At 42.8% G+C, this 20,060-nt stretch carries 16 protein-coding genes and 1 other RNA gene; 2 read left to right on the top strand and 15 right to left on the bottom strand.

The features are described 5' to 3' along the window. Positions 1-43: 43 nt before the first annotated feature. The 3 genes from BK582_RS14730 to BK582_RS14720 all read right to left on the bottom strand — a co-directional run bounded on the left by BK582_RS14730 (position 44) and on the right by BK582_RS14720 (position 4,421). Entirely contained in the window at positions 44-1,585 is a 1,542-nt protein-coding gene (locus BK582_RS14730; protein WP_169911026.1) for an ABC transporter permease/substrate-binding protein, read from the bottom strand. Then, positions 1,582-2,637, bottom strand: a complete 1,056-nt coding sequence (locus BK582_RS14725) for an ABC transporter ATP-binding protein (RefSeq protein ID WP_078595778.1) — start codon at positions 2,635-2,637, stop codon at positions 1,582-1,584. The genes BK582_RS14730 and BK582_RS14725 overlap by 4 nt, the downstream gene beginning before the upstream one ends. 266 nt (positions 2,638-2,903) lie before the next feature. Continuing rightward, the gene (locus tag BK582_RS14720) at positions 2,904-4,421 is read right to left on the bottom strand and encodes a carboxypeptidase M32 (RefSeq protein ID WP_139368256.1); all 1,518 of its coding nucleotides are present in this window, start codon (positions 4,419-4,421) and stop codon (positions 2,904-2,906) included. Between the two features lie 139 nt (positions 4,422-4,560). On the opposite strand from BK582_RS14720, the gene BK582_RS14715 reads away from it, so the two are divergent. Next, on the top strand, positions 4,561-4,863 hold the full coding sequence (locus BK582_RS14715; RefSeq protein WP_078595776.1) for a HesB/YadR/YfhF family protein: 303 nt from the start codon (positions 4,561-4,563) through the stop codon (positions 4,861-4,863). Between the two features lie 327 nt (positions 4,864-5,190). Here the strand turns inward: BK582_RS14715 and moaA are convergent, their stop codons facing one another. From moaA to BK582_RS14680, 7 genes are all read right to left on the bottom strand, one after another. Further along, positions 5,191-6,210, bottom strand: a complete 1,020-nt coding sequence (moaA, locus tag BK582_RS14710) for a GTP 3',8-cyclase MoaA (RefSeq protein ID WP_078595775.1) — start codon at positions 6,208-6,210, stop codon at positions 5,191-5,193. A gap of 365 nt (positions 6,211-6,575) precedes the next feature. Beyond that, positions 6,576-7,718: a THUMP domain-containing class I SAM-dependent RNA methyltransferase gene (locus tag BK582_RS14705; protein WP_139368255.1), complete on the bottom strand. Its 1,143-nt coding sequence runs from the start codon at positions 7,716-7,718 to the stop codon at positions 6,576-6,578. Positions 7,719-8,788: 1,070 nt separating this feature from the next. Continuing rightward, positions 8,789-9,176, bottom strand: an RNA gene (gene rnpB / locus BK582_RS14700) — RNase P RNA component class B. Positions 9,177-9,237: 61 nt separating this feature from the next. Further along, entirely contained in the window at positions 9,238-9,639 is a 402-nt protein-coding gene (locus tag BK582_RS14695) for a reverse transcriptase-like protein (RefSeq protein ID WP_078595774.1), read from the bottom strand. Positions 9,640-9,673: 34 nt separating this feature from the next. Continuing rightward, positions 9,674-9,988 carry a cell division regulator GpsB gene (gpsB, locus tag BK582_RS14690; protein ID WP_078595773.1) on the bottom strand — a complete coding sequence of 105 codons (315 nt, stop codon included), beginning with the start codon at positions 9,986-9,988 and terminating at the stop codon, positions 9,674-9,676. A 63-nt stretch (positions 9,989-10,051) separates the two neighbouring features. Further along, positions 10,052-10,612, bottom strand: coding sequence for an SLOG family protein (locus BK582_RS14685; RefSeq protein ID WP_078595772.1), 561 nt, complete (start codon positions 10,610-10,612; stop codon positions 10,052-10,054). 93 nt (positions 10,613-10,705) lie between these two features. Further along, positions 10,706-10,963: a CotD family spore coat protein gene (locus tag BK582_RS14680; protein ID WP_078595771.1), complete on the bottom strand. Its 258-nt coding sequence runs from the start codon at positions 10,961-10,963 to the stop codon at positions 10,706-10,708. A gap of 479 nt (positions 10,964-11,442) precedes the next feature. Here BK582_RS14680 and BK582_RS14675 point away from each other — a divergent pair, with 479 nt between their 5' ends. Further along, positions 11,443-11,766 (top strand): 2Fe-2S iron-sulfur cluster-binding protein, encoded by a 324-nt coding sequence (locus tag BK582_RS14675; protein ID WP_078595770.1) that lies wholly within the window; start codon positions 11,443-11,445, stop codon positions 11,764-11,766. 15 nt (positions 11,767-11,781) lie between these two features. On the opposite strand, the gene BK582_RS14670 is transcribed toward BK582_RS14675, so the two are convergent. The 5 genes from BK582_RS14670 to BK582_RS14650 all read right to left on the bottom strand — a co-directional run bounded on the left by BK582_RS14670 (position 11,782) and on the right by BK582_RS14650 (position 19,722). Next, positions 11,782-12,426: a 3'-5' exonuclease gene (locus BK582_RS14670; RefSeq protein ID WP_169911024.1), complete on the bottom strand. Its 645-nt coding sequence runs from the start codon at positions 12,424-12,426 to the stop codon at positions 11,782-11,784. 89 nt (positions 12,427-12,515) lie between these two features. Then, positions 12,516-14,426, bottom strand: coding sequence for a DUF294 nucleotidyltransferase-like domain-containing protein (locus BK582_RS14665; RefSeq protein ID WP_078595768.1), 1,911 nt, complete (start codon positions 14,424-14,426; stop codon positions 12,516-12,518). A gap of 15 nt (positions 14,427-14,441) precedes the next feature. Continuing rightward, entirely contained in the window at positions 14,442-15,746 is a 1,305-nt protein-coding gene (locus BK582_RS14660) for a ribonuclease H-like domain-containing protein (RefSeq protein WP_078595767.1), read from the bottom strand. Between the two features lie 80 nt (positions 15,747-15,826). Further along, on the bottom strand, positions 15,827-18,097 hold the full coding sequence (locus BK582_RS14655) for a DEAD/DEAH box helicase (RefSeq protein ID WP_078595766.1): 2,271 nt from the start codon (positions 18,095-18,097) through the stop codon (positions 15,827-15,829). 458 nt (positions 18,098-18,555) lie between these two features. Further along, the gene (locus BK582_RS14650) at positions 18,556-19,722 is read right to left on the bottom strand and encodes a CapA family protein (protein WP_218190728.1); all 1,167 of its coding nucleotides are present in this window, start codon (positions 19,720-19,722) and stop codon (positions 18,556-18,558) included. Between the last annotated feature and the right edge of the window lie 338 nt (positions 19,723-20,060).

The following is a 20,060-nucleotide window of genomic DNA, read 5'->3' as shown; positions in this document are numbered from 1 at the left end:
CTGTTAAACCAGGGAAAAGCTCATCCATTATCAATTATTCCACTTACTCCTCCAATAATCCTTCCTGCACAAGAAACTCTCTTGCAACAGTTTCCGCATCTTCATCCTGATAATCCACACGGTAGTTCATCTGCTGCATTTCTTCTTCCGAAATCCTTCCCCCAAGCTGATTTAAAATACCTTCCAGCTCAGGATGCTCTGCCAAAGTCTCCGCCCTGAATAGTGGCGCACCATTATAAGGAGGGAACAGAAGTAAATCATCTTCTAAAACGACAAGATCATATTCGATTAAATATCCATCGGTAGAATAAGCGTCTATTACGTGCACATCTTCAGATACGAGAGCCCTGGAACGTAACGCTGCATCCATTGTCTGAATATCAGAAAAATCAATACCGTACAACTCCTGTATTCCAGGATATCCATCAGAACGGTCCGTAAATTCATAAGTAAACCCTGCTGTCAGCTGATCATCCACAGCCTGAAGATCTGAGATGGTTTCCAGACCATATTCTTCCGCAATATCCCGGGTCACGGCTAACGCATACGTATTATTGTATTCCATAGGTTCTAAAAAGATCATATTGAACTCTTCTTCCATCCCCTGTTTTGCTTGTTCAAATGCTTCCTCTGATTCGTTGCTTACCGGCTCCTCATCCATAAATGCAGTAATCGCTGTTCCAGTAAACTCCAGATATCCATCTACATCACCTGACTGCAAGGCCTGGAAAACAAAGTCTGTGCCCCCAAGGCCAGGTTCCAAATCCACTTCAAGGTTTGAATCCTGTTCAATGAGGAGCTTATACATATTAATAATTATTTCCGGCTCAGCCCCAAGCTTTCCCCCAAGCACGATTGTATTCTCTTCCCCATCCTCAAACATTGCTGTAACAGCAGGTGTACTTACTGTTAAAAGAGCAATAAGGATCACAGCCCCGATCGGTTTCAAAGATTTCCCCGAAAACTTTTCAGTAAACCGAAGAATACTATCAAAGAAGATCGCAAGCATTGCAGCTGGAATAGCTCCCAGCAGGATATAATAGTTATTGGATCTCTGTATTCCAAGCATGATTAAATCTCCGAGACCGCCAGCTCCAATAAGCGAAGCCAGTGTGGCGGTACCGACAATGAGGACCATAGATGTCCGGATTCCAGCCATAATCATCGGCATAGCAAGAGGCAGCTGTATTCTGTGAAGCTGCTTATAATCTCCCATTCCCATTCCCCGTGCCGCTTCCATCAATGCTGGATCTACTTCTTTTATACCCGTATATGTGTTTCTTAATATAGGGAGAAGGGCATAAGCTGTCAGGGCTACAATTGCCGGTACTGTCCCGATTCCAATGAGGGGGATCATAAAACCAAGCAATGCGAGACTCGGTATCGTCTGCAGCACTGCTGAAGTGCCGATAACCGGCTCTGCAACACTTTCTTTTTTGGTCAGGAGAATACCTAAAGGTACAGCTATAAAAACAGCGATAAGGAGGGATATAAGGGACATATTAATATGCTCCCACAAAGCATTGATTAAGAGGTCCTGCCTCTCATTCATCAGCTGAAAGAATAAATGAATATGTTCTGTCATCTGCCTGCTCCTCCTTCCTGTTCACCAGCAAGGAAAAGAGCGATACTTTTGTAGGAAACAGTACCAGCCACTTTTTCGCCATCAATCACCGGAATGTGCTCTTTGCCCGATAATTCTATTTGTCTCAGCACTTCTCTGAGCGGTGTTTTTCTGTCTGCGGTAAAGGGGAATTCTTCCACGCTTTTTCCATTATAAATTCCTTTAAATTGCCCATTTGTATCTTGTATGTATTTTCCTTCCTCTGCCGGACCCCTTAAGGAATTCTCCATGAAAAATAAATTGGCTGTCCCTGCATCCATCACCTCTTCTGCCGGGGCACTGAGAGGATCTGTCCTTTCCCCGAGAAATTCCTTTACAAAATCATCCGCAGGGTTGTTTATTAGTTCGTCTGGTTTGGCAACTTGCACAGCTTCCCCGTCTTTCATGAGGCAAATCCGGCTCCCCAGGGAAAGAGCTTCATCCATATCATGAGTCACAAATACAATCGTCTTCTTAATCTCGCTCTGAAGCTTTCTTATGTCCTTCTGCAACTGTTCCCTGCTGATCGGATCCAATGCACTGAATGGCTCGTCCATTAAAATAATGTCCGGATCCCCGGCAAGAGCTCTTACTACTCCCACGCGCTGCTGCTGCCCGCCTGAAAGCTCGGCCGGTTTACGGTCTCTGTATGTATCCGGCTCAAGCCCAACCATTCGGAGAAGCTCATTGACTCTGTTTCTGATCCTTTTTTTGTCCCACTTTTTAAGTTCCGGCACCACTGCTATATTTTCTTCAATAGTCATATGGGGGAAGAGAGCGATTTGCTGCAATACGTACCCTATATTCCAGCGAAGCCTTTTGATATCTGTCTCCTCTATGTTTTTTTCATTAATTTTAATCGTGCCGTCTGAAGGGGAAATTAAGCGGTTTATCATTTTCAATGTTGTTGTCTTTCCGCATCCGCTTGGCCCTATCAAAACAAAAAATTCCCCTTCTTCAACGGTGAAACTTAAATTTTTTACTGCCTGAACACCATCATCGAAGTATTTATTTACATTTGAAAACTCAATCATTCATTTGTTCAGCTCCTTCATTTACTTAATCCAGGCCATGTTAGTTAGTAGTATGTATGCGCGGTTTTCGTGTAAAAAGAAATATATAGGTTGTATTACCTATTTGTTTGCTGTTAAAACTTAGTTGGTTTATTATTTCTTGTTTTAGGTGATTTGATTTGTTTTTTTGTGAAATATATGAACGGTATGTGAAATATTTTAATGACCATTTTCTATCGGTATATTGAAAAGCCGCCACATAGAGCGGCGGCATACAAAGGAATTAATTATAATTCATACACCTTGCTGTATTTCTCTTTTAAATATTTAATCAGGTAAGACGCATTGACACCTTCCCCTGTTGTTGCTTTCAAAATTTCCAGAGGTTTTTTGCTTTTCCCGTACTGGTGGACATTTTTCGTCATCCACTCTTTCACCTTAGCAAGCTCCCCCTCCCGAAGCAGCTCCTCATAATCAGGGAGATCCTTATCCATTGCATTCTTGAGCTGTGCGGCGTACACATAGCCAAGAGCATAAGACGGGAAGTATCCGAACGATCCGCCGGCCCAGTGTACATCCTGAAGTACCCCTTCTCCGTCGTTTTCAGGCCGGATGCCAAGGAGTTCTTCCATTTTATCATTCCACGCTTCCGGAAGGTCTTTCACTTCCAGTTCTCCGTTAATCAACGCTTTTTCCAGCTCATAACGAAGGATAATATGGAGAGAATAAGTCATCTCATCCGCCTCAATCCGGATGAAGGACGGTCCGGCCACATTGATCCCCCGGTAAAAGGCATCCAGATCAATATTATTAAACTGTTCAGGTGCATACTCCTTCAGGAGGCTGTAATTTTTCTCCCAGAACGCTTTGTTTCTTCCAACAAAGTTTTCCCAGAATAAAGACTGCGATTCGTGGATGCCCATCGACGTCCCTGTTGCTAAAGGGGTGCCGACAAACTTTTCATCAATGTTTTGTTCGTAAAGTGCATGCCCACCTTCATGAATCGTTCCAAAAACAGCTGTTCTGAAATCTTTTTCATCATATTTAGTTGTCACCCGCACATCCCCTGGGTTTAACCCGATGGCAAATGGATGTACAGTTGTGTCAAGACGCCCGGCGTCAAAGTCATACTGCATGCTCTTAAGTATTTCCTTGCTCAGTGCTTCTTGTTTATCTGCAGGGAAATGCTTAAACAAGAAGCCTGTTTCAGGCTGTTTTGAAGATTCAGTTACAGCTTTTACTAATGGAACGATCTCTTCCTTCAGCTGCCCGAATACTTTGTCAATTACATCGACAGAAAGCCCTGGCTCATAATCATCAAGTAAAGTGTTATATTTATTGCCTTCATAGCCTACCCAGTCCACGTATTTTCTGTTAAACTCCACGATCTTCTCCAGATAAGGCTGGAACATGGAAAAATCCTGCTTTTCCTTAGCTTCCGCCCAGACAGATTCAGCATTAGCAGTCAGAACCACATATTCCTCGTACTCTTTTTCCGGAATATTTTTAAGCTTATTAAGATTCCGTTCTACTTCCACTACTGTTCCTTTTGTCACTTCATCCAGGCTGTTCCAGACAGTCTCGTCTTTCAGCTCGGCAATATACTGTTTCATCTCTTCCGAGGTGCCCATACGGAAAACCTCAGAGGATAACGTCCCAAGGACAGCTGACCTCTGGCTTACTCCCTTTTTAGGCGCGCCTGTTCTTAAATCCCACGCGATCACGCCGATCGCCTCGTTGTAGTTCACTATTTTCTTAACATAATCGCGAAATTGATGCTCGAGTTTATGTACATCTGCTGTCAAAACTATCTCCCCTTTCAGATATCTTGTATTGCAAATTCTTATCCCATTCCATATTATACATGATATGGTCCATTTAGTATCAGAATTTCTTGCCCGCTGGAGCTGATTACTATACGATAGCGTGAGGAGGTGTTCCGGCATGCAACTAACAATTACAGAAAATGCAGCAAACTTATATAAAAAGGAAATGAGCTTGAAGGAAGGTGATGTCCTTGCCCTCTTTGTCCGGGTAGGAGGCATCGGTTCAGGAGGATTCTCGGCCGGTGTTAAAAAGGGGCGTCCCGATGGGGATTATACAGAAGTTACGTCAGGTGGCCTCGTCTTTTCTGTTTCAGACGAAGAAATCTGGTATTTTGACGGAATGACAATAGATTTCGATGAAGATATGCAGGAGCTCACATTTGATAACCCAAAGATTGATAATGTGATTAATCCTTTATAAAGAAAAGTGCAAGCGCCTTGGTCACGAGCGACACTCTTTACCTGCGACGAGTAACCGCAGGAGCACTCTTTACCTGGACCGAGTAATCGCAGGTCCAAGCACTGGAAGGACTTTGATAGAAGCCGCTCTTTGGCTTCTGAAATGCCTGAAGTGACCTCGAGTAGCTGTCTCTTCCTCTTCTAGTAGCGCTTTGGGGCGTATCCGTCGAGACAACTCGAAGCATACTCGTGATGTAAACGCTCGTCGCTGGAGCTAGACAACTATCGTGGGATGTTATACTTTCTGATCTGTTATAAAAAACGGGCGCATTTCTGCGCCCGTTTGTATTTATCCGCCAATATGGGACATCTCGATTTTTCTGATCTGCCCTTTATCTGTATACTTCAGGCGTTCGACCGAGTACTGGTCATCTCTGCCTTCCCACACATCACTTATTTTTTGCATTACAGCTTCGTCTCCCACTCCGGACCTCAATACATCTCTGATATCATGGCCTCCGGAAGCGAACAGGCATGTTACAAGCTTTCCGTCAGCTGACAGCCTGATTCTTGAACAGGAAGAACAAAATGCATCTGTTACTGAGGAAATAATTCCTATCTCATTCCCGTTATCTTTGTAGCGGTATCTTGTTGCCACTTCACCTGTATAGTTGGCATCAAGGGGCTCAATTGGCATTTCTTCGTTAATTATGGAGAATATCTCTTTTTTACTGACAACATTATCAAGTTTCCAGCCATTAGAGTTTCCAACATCCATAAATTCTATATATCTTAAAATAACACCTGTGTCTTTGAAATAGCGAGCCATTGGAAGAATGTCTTCTTCATTCATTCCACGTTTTACTACCATATTCATTTTAACGCCAAGTCCGGCCTTTTGTGCTGCTTCTATGCCATCAAGAATTTTTTGTACACCGACATTCCGGCCGTTAATATACCTGAATTTTTCGTCGTTAAGGCAGTCCAGACTCACAGTTACTCGTTTGAGTCCTGCTGCTTTCAGATCTTCTGCATACTTAGGAAGCAGTGATCCGTTAGTAGTCATTGCTATATCTTCAATGCCTTCAATACTGTTCAGCATATCAATCAATCGAACGAGGTTTTGCCGCATTAGCGGTTCTCCACCTGTAATACGAAGTTTTTTTATATCACTCATTTTTACGAAAAGCTTTGTTAAGTGCGTAATCTCTTCAAAAGAGAGTACTTCAGGCTTAGGTAAAAATTTAAAATTTTTATCGAAAATTTCCGGAGGCATGCAGTAACGGCAGCGAAAATTACATCGGTCTGTAACCGAGATGCGCAAATCCCTTAAAGGTCTGCCTAATTTGTCCTTTAGTTTTGTTTCCATAACAATTCCCCCCTGGTAGTACCATTATACGTCCTGGGAATTTGAATATACAAGGGGGTTCACAAAACTTTCTTATTTACACTATATGCATGGTGCATGGCTATTTTATTGATGGCTCTGGAGTTAGTTTTTTTGTTTTTTGAACGGTAATACGATACGTGAAATAATTATTTTTTAAAAGAAGCGATCGGGAGAACGAAAAAAATTCTTTATAACGAGCGTAAAGGATGACAGACGGCCGTTTCATTATCTCTCTTTAACAAAAACATCGTTCTAAGGCTTCCAGACGACCATTTTACCTTCCACCATGTCCAAAAGAGTCGTCTGCAAGTCTTCAGACGACCCTTTTCTTAAGGCGAATATCTTTAATTTTTATTCCGCGGCGGGCGTTTTCCCCAATACTGATAATAGTCTGTTTTAATATTCCCATTGTAGAGCTTACGTTTCTTTGTAGCTTTAGCTCCGTAAAGTTCTTCAAAGTCTTCGTTGGAAGTAATCACATAAACGGACCATGTATCAAGAGGGCGGAATGTTTCTCCCATTTCTCTGTAAAGCTTTTCTACATATTTTCTCTCCTGCATCCGTTCGCCATATGGCGGGTTTCCTACGATGACTCCGTAGTCTTTGGTTGTCCGGAAATCCTTTGCCTGCATCTGTTTAAACTTAATTTGATCAGGAAATCCAGCCTCCATAGCATTATTGGACGCAAGCTCAATCATATTATGATCAATATCAAAACCTTCGATATCCAGAGGCTGATCATACTTCGCCAGATCCTCCGCTTCCTCAAGAGCAGCGTCAAACCAGCGTTGTTCATACCAGGACCAGTTTTCAAAGGCGAACTCCCTGTTGATGCCTGGAGCGATGTTCTGACCAATCATTGCTGCTTCGATTGGCAATGTTCCTGAACCGCAGAATGGGTCAACGAACGGCCTGTCAGGATTCCACTTCGTAAGCTTTATTAGAGCTGCAGCAAGCGTCTCCTTTAATGGAGCTTCATTATGAAGATACCTGTAGCCCCGTTTATGAAGGCCTGTCCCGCTCGTATCGATTGTGAGCTGGGCTATATCTTTATGAAGGGCAACTTCAATTCTCTGCAGCGGCCCTTTTTCTTCGAACCATTGTACATGGTATTGCTGCTTTAAGCTTTCCACCACAGCTTTTTTAACGATCGCCTGGCAGTCGGAAATACTGAAAAGCTTTGATTTTACAGAACGGCCGATAACCGGAAATTCCGCGTCTTCTGATATATATTCATTCCACGGCAGTGCTTTCGTCTGTTCAAACAGCTCCTCAAAGCTCAGGGCCTTAAATTCCCCAACGAGAAGCTTTACCCGGTCAGCTGTTCTGAGCCAGAGATTAGCCCTCGCAATACCTGATGGATCTGCTTCAAAAATAACCTTCCCGTTCTCTACTTTGATATCCGTATAACCGAGCGCCTTGACTTCATCAGCAACGATAGATTCCAGTCCCATCGCCGCTGTAGCGATTAATGTTACTGAATTCAATGCAACTCCTCCTTGTTTAATTGAATTTTATGTATGATTTCCTGAGGTTTATATTCATCTGCAGCAGCAGTATAAAAACACCTTTGTTATCGTAACATGTTTTCTTAGCTTTTCCTATTTTCGTCTGTATAACTAAAGAAAAACTTGGACGATATGTGGTCTTCCTTATTGAGACGCGATTGTGCGTTTTAAATTTGCTGGTTGGTCATCGAATCTGGACAAATCTTTTCTTTTGAGGAGGAATTTGTCCAGCAAATCATATACTCTGGACAAATTTGCTCATTGCCTCCGATATTTGTCCAGCAAACTCCTTATTCTGGACAAATCAAGCCGATTCTCCAAATAATTGCGCAGAAAATATACTAATTATGTAATTATCGCTAAAAAAAAGGATTCTACTCTGGACAAATTTGAGAGTTTCTTTGGGAATTTGTCCAGCAAATCATATACTCTGGACAAATTTGCTCATTGCCTCCGATATTTGTCCAGCAAACTCCTTATTCTGGACAAATCAAGCCGATTCTCCAAATAATTGCGCAGAAAATATACTAATTATGTAATTATCGCTAAAAAAAAGGATTCTACTCTGGACAAATTTGAGAGTTTCTTTGGGAATTTGTCCAGCAAATCATATACTCTGGACAAATTTGCTCATTGCCTCCGATATTTGTCCAGCAAACTCCTTATTCTGGACAAATCAAGCCGATTCTCCAAATAATCGCCCAGGATAAATACTAATTATGTAATCAATGTTAAAAATAGGGAGTTATTCCGGACAAATTTATCCATTTGATGCGGAATTTGTCCAGCAAATCATTTATTCTGGACAAATCAGGCCGATTCTCCAAATATTTGTCCAGCAAACCCTTTAATCGAACAAACAAATTCCAACACCTGCATATAGATGAACCCAAATTCACGAATAACGTAATAGCGGTGCAATTATCAAAATCCGCTGTCCAATACCATACCCCAATTACCCACCATCCTCATAAAATAAAGAAAAAACTCCGCAGCCTGAGAAGCTGCAGAGTCCGTTTACTGATTAAATCAATATGACGCCACTTTTGTTTTGTAAGCCATGTTCTGTACCGTCGTCCTGCAAGCGGCTGTCAAACCTCGGACTCGGGCAGCAATCATCTGTCTACAGACATCTGTCTGTTCCCCATTCCGTTCATTTCCTTCCTGGGGATGCCCCTACCAAATTTTGGGTTTCTCACTCGTGGGGTTTACCTCGTTCCACTCTGGCCATTTCTAACCAGACTTCGTCACTGTGGCACTTTCAAGGTATTCGCCCCATATCCATAAGGACTTAGGTGCTTTCCCTGCCGTTAGCCCAGTAAAAAACCGGACTACCCTGGCTTATGACTTCGCCAGGCACGAACACTACAGCCATCTCAGACTGTGCGAGCATGGACTTTCCTCTACATCATAATGATGCAGCGATTACTCAAACATCAGTGGTTGTCTTTAAGCGACAATACAAATAATAACACATATTCCGCCGCTTAATCAACTGTTATTTAATTCCAGACGATTTTCTTACAGCTCTTTTTGCAAGCTGGTCAGCTTCTTTATTCTGCTTGCCTGGAATCCATTTAACAAAAACATAGTCAAAATCATTTGCGATCATACGCATAGCTTCTTCCAGGAGTAGATTATACTCTTGTTTTTTCACGTATTCCTTTTCAACTGCATCAGCGAGCACCTGGGAATCAGTTCTTAACGATAGTGTGCGGAACCCTTCTTCTTTACAGATTTTAAGAGCTTCTAAAAGAGCATGGAATTCAGCTTCGTGGTTAGACATAGAAGGCAGAGGAATACATTTTCTGATTAGCCTTCCGTTATCGTTGATGAATATTCCTGCTCCGGAAGGACCTGGGTCCCCGGCACTCCCTCCATCAATATACACTTCGATCAAAATAAGTCTTCTCCTTTAAAGTAACTGAGAAGGGTCACTCATACAGTTTGCTTCCAAACACGTGCTTTTCCAGGTTGGAAAGCCTTCTCAGGATATCATAATTTGTATTCCCGGCCTGAGGCTGAGGCTGAGGCCTTTTCGTATGCTCACTAAGAGCGGCAGCTTCTTTCTTAAGGCGCTCCACCTCTTTTTCGAGCCAGTCAATCCTGTTTTCAAAAGCATCGTAATCTTTAATAATCTGGTCGAGAAACTGATCAACCTCTTCCTGGCTGTATCCTCTGAGTCCAGTTTTAAAATCTTTCTCCAGTATATCCTTTTGCGTTAAACGTGAAATTCTTTTTGTCCCCAATTATTTCACCTCTATTAGTAGAACGTATATTAATTTATATTTTTTCAAAAAGACCGGGAAATGTCAATTCCAACCGCTGTTTTCCTGCTCTTCACGTATTACTTCATCAATTTCATCCGGTGTAAGATAAATTACCGGATAGCCCGCTGCCTCCTGTTTCTTCTTAGCACAGCTTATGTAGTACTGTGGAGACCCTTCTGTCAACTCATCATACAATACAAGAAAAGCATCACTTTTATCAATAATAAACTGATTTTTCATGCGGAGCTGGGATGAATGCTCATATTTTCGTTTGGAAATAAAGTCCGTATAGTCACTTTCCGACCAGACTTTTTCATACAGAATTTTTGTCTGTTCCCCCCACCTTTCTTCCTGTTCAAAAAATGGCGCCAATGTGGCAAGCTTCACAGGGTACTCTTGTTTCATGGAAATAACTGCTTCCGCCGCCCATAATTCTACTCCAGGCTGGCCGCTGGTTATGATCCATTCGATCTCATACTCCTCAATTAGCTGACGGAGCTTTTTCCTGATTGCTGTTTTCAGATAATCAAGATATTCATGTTTTTCGTTGAATATTCCTAATTCATGGGGTTTATAACCGGATACTGCTAAAACTTTGTACATGTCATCCCCCTTTCCCATCATTGTTGTTCCATGGCAGCTTGCTTTCAATATGTAATGAAAGCGAACCAGCCAGATGCCGGTTCGCATACATTTTTAGAATCTTCTCCCTGGTCCGCAGTGGATATCCTGGCAAGTAGTGCAGTGCACAGTAGACTCTGTGTGCGGATAGCTGTGGAAATATCTCCAGTTATGAGTTACAACATTTGTTGTATGGCTAGGGTGTACTACAGGTACGTTATAGTTCTGAGCAAATTGTCTCACATTGTGGCGTGTAGGCGTATATCTTGGCGGCAGGTTTACTGCAGGGCCTGCTGCCGGTCTACCTGGTCCAACTGGTCGTGGGCTGAACATGTTTGTATTTCCTCCTTTATTTTTTGATTCAATAACAAACTATGTCAGCCGGGGCGAAGGTGTACTAGTATATAAACCTATTTTTGCCATCCGCCGCGTATATGCAATTTACTTTTCCTTTATAACTGTACTATTGAAACATCCAGACGGTGGTGCCGATAACTACAAAAAATAACATTACAAATAATCTCGCCATTTTTTCTAACCCCTGACTTTCTTTAATTAATTATTCGTTAAAATTTTTGTCATTCTATCGCTACTATAAGAAGAAAATTACAGAAAATCAATAGGTTTTTTATTTCCTGTACAAAATTTCTTCATTTTTCGCCAAGTTATAAAAAAGTCCCGGCTTTTTCTGTCGATAAATCCTTAAAAAACCTCGAATGTGCTTGCATTTTGCGCTTGCCTGGGAAATATTCATATTGTTGAAAAAAAGGCCGGGAAATATTTATACTGTAATGAGAGAGGAGTGATAAAAGATGCCAAAAGTTACTGTACCTGGCTTTGAATCTTTTGAAGCAGAAAAAGGAAAAAAGCTTGTCCTTGCCCTTGAAGATAACGGAATTGACATTCTTCACCGTTGCGGCGGGAAAGCTAAATGTACAACCTGCAGAGTGAAAGTGCACAAAGGCGATTTCGGACCCCTGACAGACATCGAAAAAGAAGCTTTCAAAAGAAAAGGGATGGATGACTCACTTCGGCTTTCCTGCCAGGTTAGACTCACCGACGAAGATGTGAAAGTTGAACCTGAAATGACCGCTGCTGTATCCGGCCTGGACCCTGGACCCCGACCGGAGAATTAAGGTGCCGCAGGAGAATTATTTCCTGCGGTGTTTTTTTGCCAGTTCCCAGTCCTTATAAGTCTCTATTCCTTCTTTCATAAGCTCATGTAAAAGCCGCTCAAATAGTTTCGCAGTCATATTAGCATCGTTAAGGGCATGGTGTCTCGCTTCCTTGTCGACAGCAAACTTTTGGATCAGCTGGTCGAGTCCATTTTTTTCTTGTGGATAAAGCCATCTGGCAACCTCGTATGAATCTATAAAAGGAGGCTGGTAATCAGGCAGACCCCATCTCTGCACCATTTCCTGAAGAAAAGGAACATCGAAAGAAGCGGGATGGGCAACAAGCAATGTATCTTCTGAAAACTCCAGAAAATGTTTAAATGCCAGAGGAAACTCAATCCCACCGTCGATATCTTTACTAGTCAGGCCTGTTAATTCAAAAATTTCACGAGGTATCTTTTTTGCCGGACGGACTACTTCATAAAAGTGCTCTGCGAACTGCATTTTTTCTATATTCATTTTCAGAGCGCCGATAGAAACAACCTCATCGCCAATTCGGGGAAAAAAACCGGTTGTTTCAAGATCAAAAACCGTAAAATCTATTTCTTTCAGAGGTATATCCGGGTCTATCTTGTTTTTAGTCTTTTTCAAGGATAGTGCTGTTTTTTCCAGCTGCTCCATGTTGTTTTTAAGCCAGCTTTTTTTATTATACTGAAACCGGTGCCAGTCATACACCATGTATTTAATTATCTGAGTGACGGATACATCCATTATATCCCTCGATTCCTGGCAAAACTAAGTTCGCTCATCTGCTGCAGACGCTTTGCAACAATCAGCGCTTCCCTGAGTTGTTTTTTCTCTTCCTTTGTCAGCGATTGTGCAGACAGCTGGTTGGACAGCGTTTCCCTGGCAGATAGCTGCCTTAAGTTTTCTCTGATTCTAAAAAAGTGAAGGAAGTCCATTGCAAGCTTCGCATTCTTTACATCCCTCGGGTGGAAAACTTCCAGCCGCTGCAGTTCAGCAAGCCGTTTTAATGTACCTGTTTCTTTAACTCCATACCTGATAGCAAATATACGAACTCCGTTTACAATTTGCATTAAAGCTGATTTTTTTATATCCAGGCTCTTTTGCCGTCCTTTATAATGGATGCGTCCAAATGGATTTACAGGAACGCGGAAACGAATCGTATCTTTCATAAGCATGGCATGAAGAATTCTGCCCTGCTGAACTTTATCGGTAATCCCGTCTCTCAGCTGCTCAGCCAGGCCAAAATCCCCGTATACCGGCCTGTAGTCGATAAAGATAGTAAAATCCCTGACTTCTTCTGCATCTGTGTCTTTTACCCAGCGCTTTACTTCTTTCTCCCATTCATTAATGCTTCTGGACCACTTCTTCTCTTTAGCCATCACACCTCCGGTACATTCCGGAAAGCCAGAACGCATGAGTCCGCTGTTAATTTTCCTGGCAAACCGCTGAAAATAATCTGCTATTTGCTCGTGATGGGGGAGATGCTCATAATTATCAAGGATAAACCCATTATCCTGGTCAGTACTGAATGCCTGTTCTTTTCTCCCCTGGCTTCCCATAACGATAAAACAGAAGTTTACCGGCGGCTGTCCATGCCCTTCCTTTTTCATCTCCTGCAAAGCCAGTTTAATAATCTGTCGGTGTATCAGATCATTGTAATTAGAAATAAACTCAGTCACCTCTGACGGATGAGTCCTTTCATTCAGGAGCTCTTCCGTAAAGGTTTGAAACTGTTTGTTGTTTTTCGGGGACAGCTTAAGTACTTCCTCGACAGCAGAGGCATTCTGTAAGGAATGGGCCATGGATAGGTATCCGGAGTTTTGCAGCTGAAGAAAAGATTCCGAGGTTAAAGTCCCTACTACTCTCGTTCCGTTAAGCACAGGTACGAGATCCGTCTGCTCATCCTTAAACAGAGGGAGCACTTCATAACTGAATGCATCTTCCTGAACGGTTCTTGCCTCTTTGTCCATCCAGCTGTCTACCTTAGCATCCGGTCCTTCTTTAATCAGTCCCCGGATTACTTGTGATTCAGTGAGCACACCAGCTATTTTACTATCCCTGAATACAGCCACAAGGCCTCTCGTTTTCCACTCGGAAAGAGTTTTTGCCGCTTCTCTCAGGGACCGGTCCGGCGATATAAAGCGTGCTTTCTCCATAATCGTGTGGACTCTCGTCCGGAACAGCACGAGATTTTCTGTTTCAGGAACAGTACGCTCTCTTTTTATCTCATCATAGAGAGACTTCATCCTCTCCCCGATTTCCGTCAGAAGAATGTTTGAAAACTCCTGATTTTCTTTCATCACTTTTAAGAAAGCCTGTTTCCTGAAAAGAACCGCCTCGCAGTTCTCCATAGCCTGCACGGAAAAATTCATCTGTCCGCCGGCAAGAAGGATCAGCATTCCAATCAAGTCACCAGGATAGTAAAAACGTACAGAAAATTGCTTTCCGTCTTTTGTGTGAAGAACATTTTTCGCCAGGCCTGACAGTAAAAAGAAAACCTCCACTTCATCATCTTCTTCATGGAAGAGAAATTCATTTTCTCTGAATGTCAGGCGTCTTGAATCCTTCGTAATTTCTTCAAATTGTTTATCTGTGAGCAGCTCAAAAGGAAAAGTTGCTTTGATCACTTTTTTGTCTCTTAGCGTTTCAGGCATGTGTTTCTTCCCCCCTTATCTTTTCCCGTCTAGTTTTCCTGAAAGCCTGGAGACACGCTTTTCAGCAGCTTCAATCTGTTTTTTCACGCCCCCTGTAAGCCGGGTGGAACTCTTAAGCTGCTCCAGTGCCTGGCGGGAATATTTATAAGCGTCAGAAAAATTTTTCTCCTGATGCTCTGCAATTTTCGCCAGTTCTGTCCAGCTGTCAGGAAATGGTGTACTGCTTACGGCAAGCGCCCGGAGAAAGTTTTCCTTCGCGCTGTTTATATCTCCTTCTTTTTTCAGCAGGAGGCCGATCCTGTGATAAGCTTTTTCTCTTCCTGAACCTGAAAGCCCTGATGCCTTTTCATAATGGACAAGAGCTCTGGACGGAGAACCTGTCTGCTCAAACCAGTGGCCGATCTGAAGGTGTTCCATCGCTGTCATTCCCTCTTGATACGTCAGATTAAGCCGCTTACTGATTTCCGCGTACAACTTTATGAGAGACCGGACATCCTGATCATTATGCTCAATAATACCTGAAAGAATTTCCGGATCCTTTTCATTCAGATAGTCAAAGTATAAGAGAGGAGCCATGCTTCCAGGGGTGTCATTCTCTCTTCGAACAGACAGCTTTTCCTGTTCCACAATGGAAAGGCGGCAGGAAGGAAGCTCATGTTTCCACAGTCTCCTGGCCGCATGAAGAAGGTCGATATGACCAAACGCAGGAAGTTTAGGTACTCTTTCTCTTACAAAAGCATGGCGTGATTTTACCTGAGGCCAGTCAAATGATTTACCATTATAGCTTACTAAATAGTCATCCTTGCTGAATTCCTGGAGAAATCCATACATGAATGCTGCCTCAGAGGCCGGGTCTCCAAGGATATGCTGTGTCACTTCAATTCCTTCCTCCAGCAGCCTGGCATAGCCAATGAGAAAGATGGAATTGCCTGCTCCTGTAGACAGACCAGTCGTTTCCGTGTCAAAAAACATCATCCGCTCCAAAGGAACATCTCGTGAAGAAAGAGGGTGATCCATCTCTATGTTATTCCACCACGTATGAACAGACTCCATGTCTGATTTAAGGGTTTTGTTCTCCCCTGCAAAAGGATAGTACACTTTCCGCTGAAAGGAGGTTTCTCCCTCGAAATCAAAGGGCTGGAAATCAAGTTTTTCCCATTTCTCAGGCAGGTCGCTCCCTTTTTTGGCGTTGTCTTGTTTATTATTTGTCTCTGCGTTATTTATCTGATTCTTAATTTCATGTGCAGCATCCTGATTATCAGCCTGTTTTTCCGTCTTAAGATGGCCCTTCATTCTCTGCAGCTTAGATTTAATGCTCACACAAACACCTCCTCGTTCCAGCTTTGTCTGTTATAAATGAATTTTATAATCATTCAGAGCTAATGACATACTCATTTAACTTAATTTTCCATACATCCCTTCAGCAGTTTCCTGACCGACTTTTTCATATTTCCTTTATCTCCTGCCCCTGCAACACCGATACATGACGGACAGCCTTCTTCGCATGGACAGGCGTATAAATAATCCACTGCTTCTGCAATGATTGCATCCATTTGTTTAAAAATCGTTTCACTAAGTCCAATTCCCCCCGGGTAGCGGTCGTATAAAAACACAGTCGGCTTCTGGGAATGAACTGCTTTCACTTCCGGCACAGCATGGAGATCGTTTTTATCACACATTACCCGTACACAAGAAACATGCTGCAGTACATGGGCGATGCCGATTAAAATTTGTTCAAGAACCTTTTCGTCAATATCCTCCAGCTCCTCTGGCGGAAATGACAGAGCAATTCCGTTTGTATGCAGCTCCTGTTCAGGGAGGTGGATAGGGCCTGAGCCAATGTTCTCAAAGGTCTCAAGCTTAATTTTTTTAAAAATAGTAGCCATCGCAGTAACCATCATATCGCCGTATTCCAGCATGCTGTTACCTGCCTGTTTTTCCTTGTCAATTTCAAGCACCTTGAGCTGCACTGCAAGGTTCGCATCTGTGAAATATTCCACATCCACTTCCCTTACGTAAGCTTTTTTTTCATCCCAGTCCAGGTATTCCACCTGGTGCTGAACGCCTTCATGAAGGTAAATCGCTTCATCATGCAGCAGAGTCAACGCACTGAAAGTATCCATTTCCCCAATAACACGGTGCTTCTCCACGTATGTCTGGTCGATGATGACGACGTTTTCCTGTGCCGCCGAACGAAGACTGATGTTATGGGCAGGGAAAGCATCATTCATCCAGAACCATTTATTCTTCATTTCATGAAGCACACGCTCTTCAGCAAGGTAATCAAGGATCTCTTCGACTTCCACTCCGTCAAAGGAATCCCCCCGCTCAAAAGGAAGCTCATAGGCAGCGCATTTCAAGTGATCTACAAGGATAATCAGATTGTCTTTATTTATTCTCGCGGTTTCCGGAGAACCGCCAAAGAAAAACTCCGGATGCTGAAAAATATACTGGTCGAGAGGGTTCGAGTTGGCGACCATAATTACAACAGATTCATCCTGCCGTCTCCCTGCCCGCCCAGCCTGCTGCCAGCTTGACGCCACAGAACCTGGATAACCGTTCATGACACAAACCTGCAGCTGGCCAATATCAACACCAAGTTCCAGTGCATTCGTGCTCACTACTCCTACCGTTTCTCCGCTTCGTAAGCTCCGTTCGATTTCCCGCCGCTGGTTCGGGAGATATCCGCCCCGGTATCCGCGTATCGATTTCCGGCTCAGTTCTTTTTTTACCAGTTCCTGAAGATGGCTGAGGATTATTTCCACGCTGACTCTGCTCCTGGAAAAAACGATTGTCTGAATTTTTTCCTTTAAAAAGTTTGCAGCGATTTCATTTACCACCCTCGTAGAACTCTTTCTAATGTTTAACTGTTTATTAACAACCGGCGGGTTGTACAGTACAAAATGCTTCTTTCCTTTAGGAGCACCATTATTATCGATCAACTGCACATTTTCCCCCGTAAGCTCCTCACTTAGCTCCCGGGGATTGGCGATCGTAGCGGATGTGCAGATGAAAGTCGGATTACTCCCGTAATATTTGCAAATGCGTTTCAGCCGGCGCACCACATTCGCCACATGGGACCCAAAAACTCCACGGTACGTGTGAAGCTCATCAATCACTACTGTTTCAAGATTTTCAAACAGGGATATCCATTTTGTATGGTGCGGAAGTATAGCGGAATGGAGCATATCCGGATTTGTAATAACGATATGCCCTGCCTTCCGTACAATCTGGCGTATATTCGCCGGCGTATCCCCGTCATAGGTATAACTATTAATGCCAACATCTATTTCATCGATAAATTCATTTATTTCACTTTTCTGGTCCTGCGCCAGCGCTTTCGTGGGAAATAAATATAGTGCTCTTGAATCTGGCTTGTCCAGAATGCGCTGTATGACAGGCAGGTTATAGCATAACGTTTTTCCAGAAGCAGTTGGTGTTACAGCAGTAATATTCTTTTTCCCGCTCACAACTGCTTCAAAAGCACTTGCCTGGTGTTTATATAAAGAGTCAATACCCCGCTTACGCAGCGCAGCCTTGATTTTTTCATTCATAGCCTCCGGAAATGGGGCATATTTTGCTTCTTCTTCCGGGATTTGATGCCAGTGTGTAACATGCTCGTCCCGTTTCAGTTCTGCTATTAGTTCCTGTAAGCTTTTTTTGCCAAACATTTTATCCCCTCCACCGTATCTTTTTATTATAGCGAATGCACGTTTGGCTGACAAAAGGAAAAATACTTATCCTTGGGACATGATGACACAAGGGGCAGGAAAAAAGCGCTACTCTGTGTGGAAGGTGGATTTGAAGTTTGTTTATATGTTTGGGAACAACATCGTGGGTGGGTTCTGGAGTCTAAAAAGGCTTAAGGATTAGGGAGGGGGAAAACAGGTGAATAGTGGAACCAGGATCCTAAAAATAGCTAATAACAAGAATTTTAACTGAATAATGGAATGAGGAACCGATTCGCCAGTAAACGCAACACTTGTGTAACCATAAGATCCTCGCTAAATGCATGAGATAAAGAAGAACGATTCGAGCGAACAAATTAAATTAACTAAAATTAATTATATAGAGAGAGGGTTTCCCAAAAGCCAGGCTTTTGGGAAACCCTCGTCTTTTTATTAGCGTCTTATCTCAAATTAATAATTTCATAACCTTCTATACTTACATCAAAAGATACCCTCTCAAGCTTATCCAGGATTTGCTGCTCTTCTGCGGCAGACAGCGGAATGATCTGGTCGTCTTTAATGTAATAAGGTTTAAACTCCATCCTAATCTCATCTTTATGAAGCGTTAAAGTCAACAGCCCTGTTTCCGCACTGTTCCCGCTCACATAATCAGGGAACAAAAAGTTACCGAGAGAATAAGCGACAGGAATGCCCTCATAATACTCAAAGCCCTGCAGCCAGTGTGGATGATGCCCTACGATGGCGTCGACTCCTGCTTCGGCCAGCTTCTTTACATAGTGTTTCTGGTATTCTGCAGGTATGTCCGTCTGCTCAATTCCCCAGTGTATGTACAGAATCAAATGGTCTGCACCCTCTTTTTCTTTTTCCACCTTTTCCAGAAGATAATCAAGGTCGTAAGCACCAGCTATACCAGCCCGCGTGTTTGCATCGAAGGTGTACCAGTTCGGGCTTGGTACAAAGCGTGACGCCGCCATGATCCTGATTGTCTGTCCGTTAATAGTGTAAGTCTGCCCGGAAAACGCTTCATCAATCGTCGTTCCTGCACCAACATAATCCATGCCATATTCCTGAATGTACTCCATAGAATCCAGCAGTCCTTCTTCCCCATAATCCAGCGCATGATTATTTGCTAAAGAAACAAGTCCAAACCCGGCATTTTTTAATCCCTCCAGATGTTCAGGATTAGATTTAAAGTTAAACCGTTGCGAACGGTCTTTATAGCTGTCATCTCTTGTAGTTACAGCCGTTTCCAGATTTGCTACCGCCAGGTCAGCCCGCTGCAGCTCCTCTGTCACATGGACAAAAGGATAGTCTGGGCCTTTTTCATTCATCGTTTCTTTTACTGACCAGTCCATCATTAAATCCCCGGTAAAAGTAATCCTGACAGGCTCTGTGTTCCTGCTCCAGGCAAATTCAGCTTTTCCGTGGACAGGATTTTTTCTTTCTGCCATATCTGCTGCATTTAATACAGAAACCTCTCTTGACTCTGTGGCAGGCTGCCAGTATATCCCGAGCATGACTAATACTGAAACTAACATTAACAATGTACTAATCTTGGCAGGAATTGCCCAGTTGCTGTTCTTCCTCCGCCCTTGTCTCGTTTCCACTCCGCTTCTCATCTCATTTCCAAAAATATTTTTAAATTGAAACTCTGTACTTCTCTCTGCTTCATATAGATTACATTTCTTCTATTTTACTATAATTCCATGTCAGACAGTTTTATTTTTTTATGCTTCCAACAGGTTTTTCCGGAGGTCATAGACTGCTTTAACGGAAGAAAACAGCAGGTGTATATGTCTGTCCTTGAATATTTGGTTCCATGGTCTTATTCTCTCAATTACGGTATGTGAAACATTAAACCAGAGAGGGATAAAATGTATCAACAAAGAAACAAGCCTGCCTTCTGAACAGGCAGGCTCATTTACCATAATTTTATTATGTTAAC

The organism is Evansella clarkii, assembly GCF_002019695.1.
GTDB lineage: Bacteria > Bacillota > Bacilli > Bacillales > Salisediminibacteriaceae > Evansella > Evansella clarkii.
This window is presented reverse-complemented; position numbering and strand designations above follow the sequence as displayed.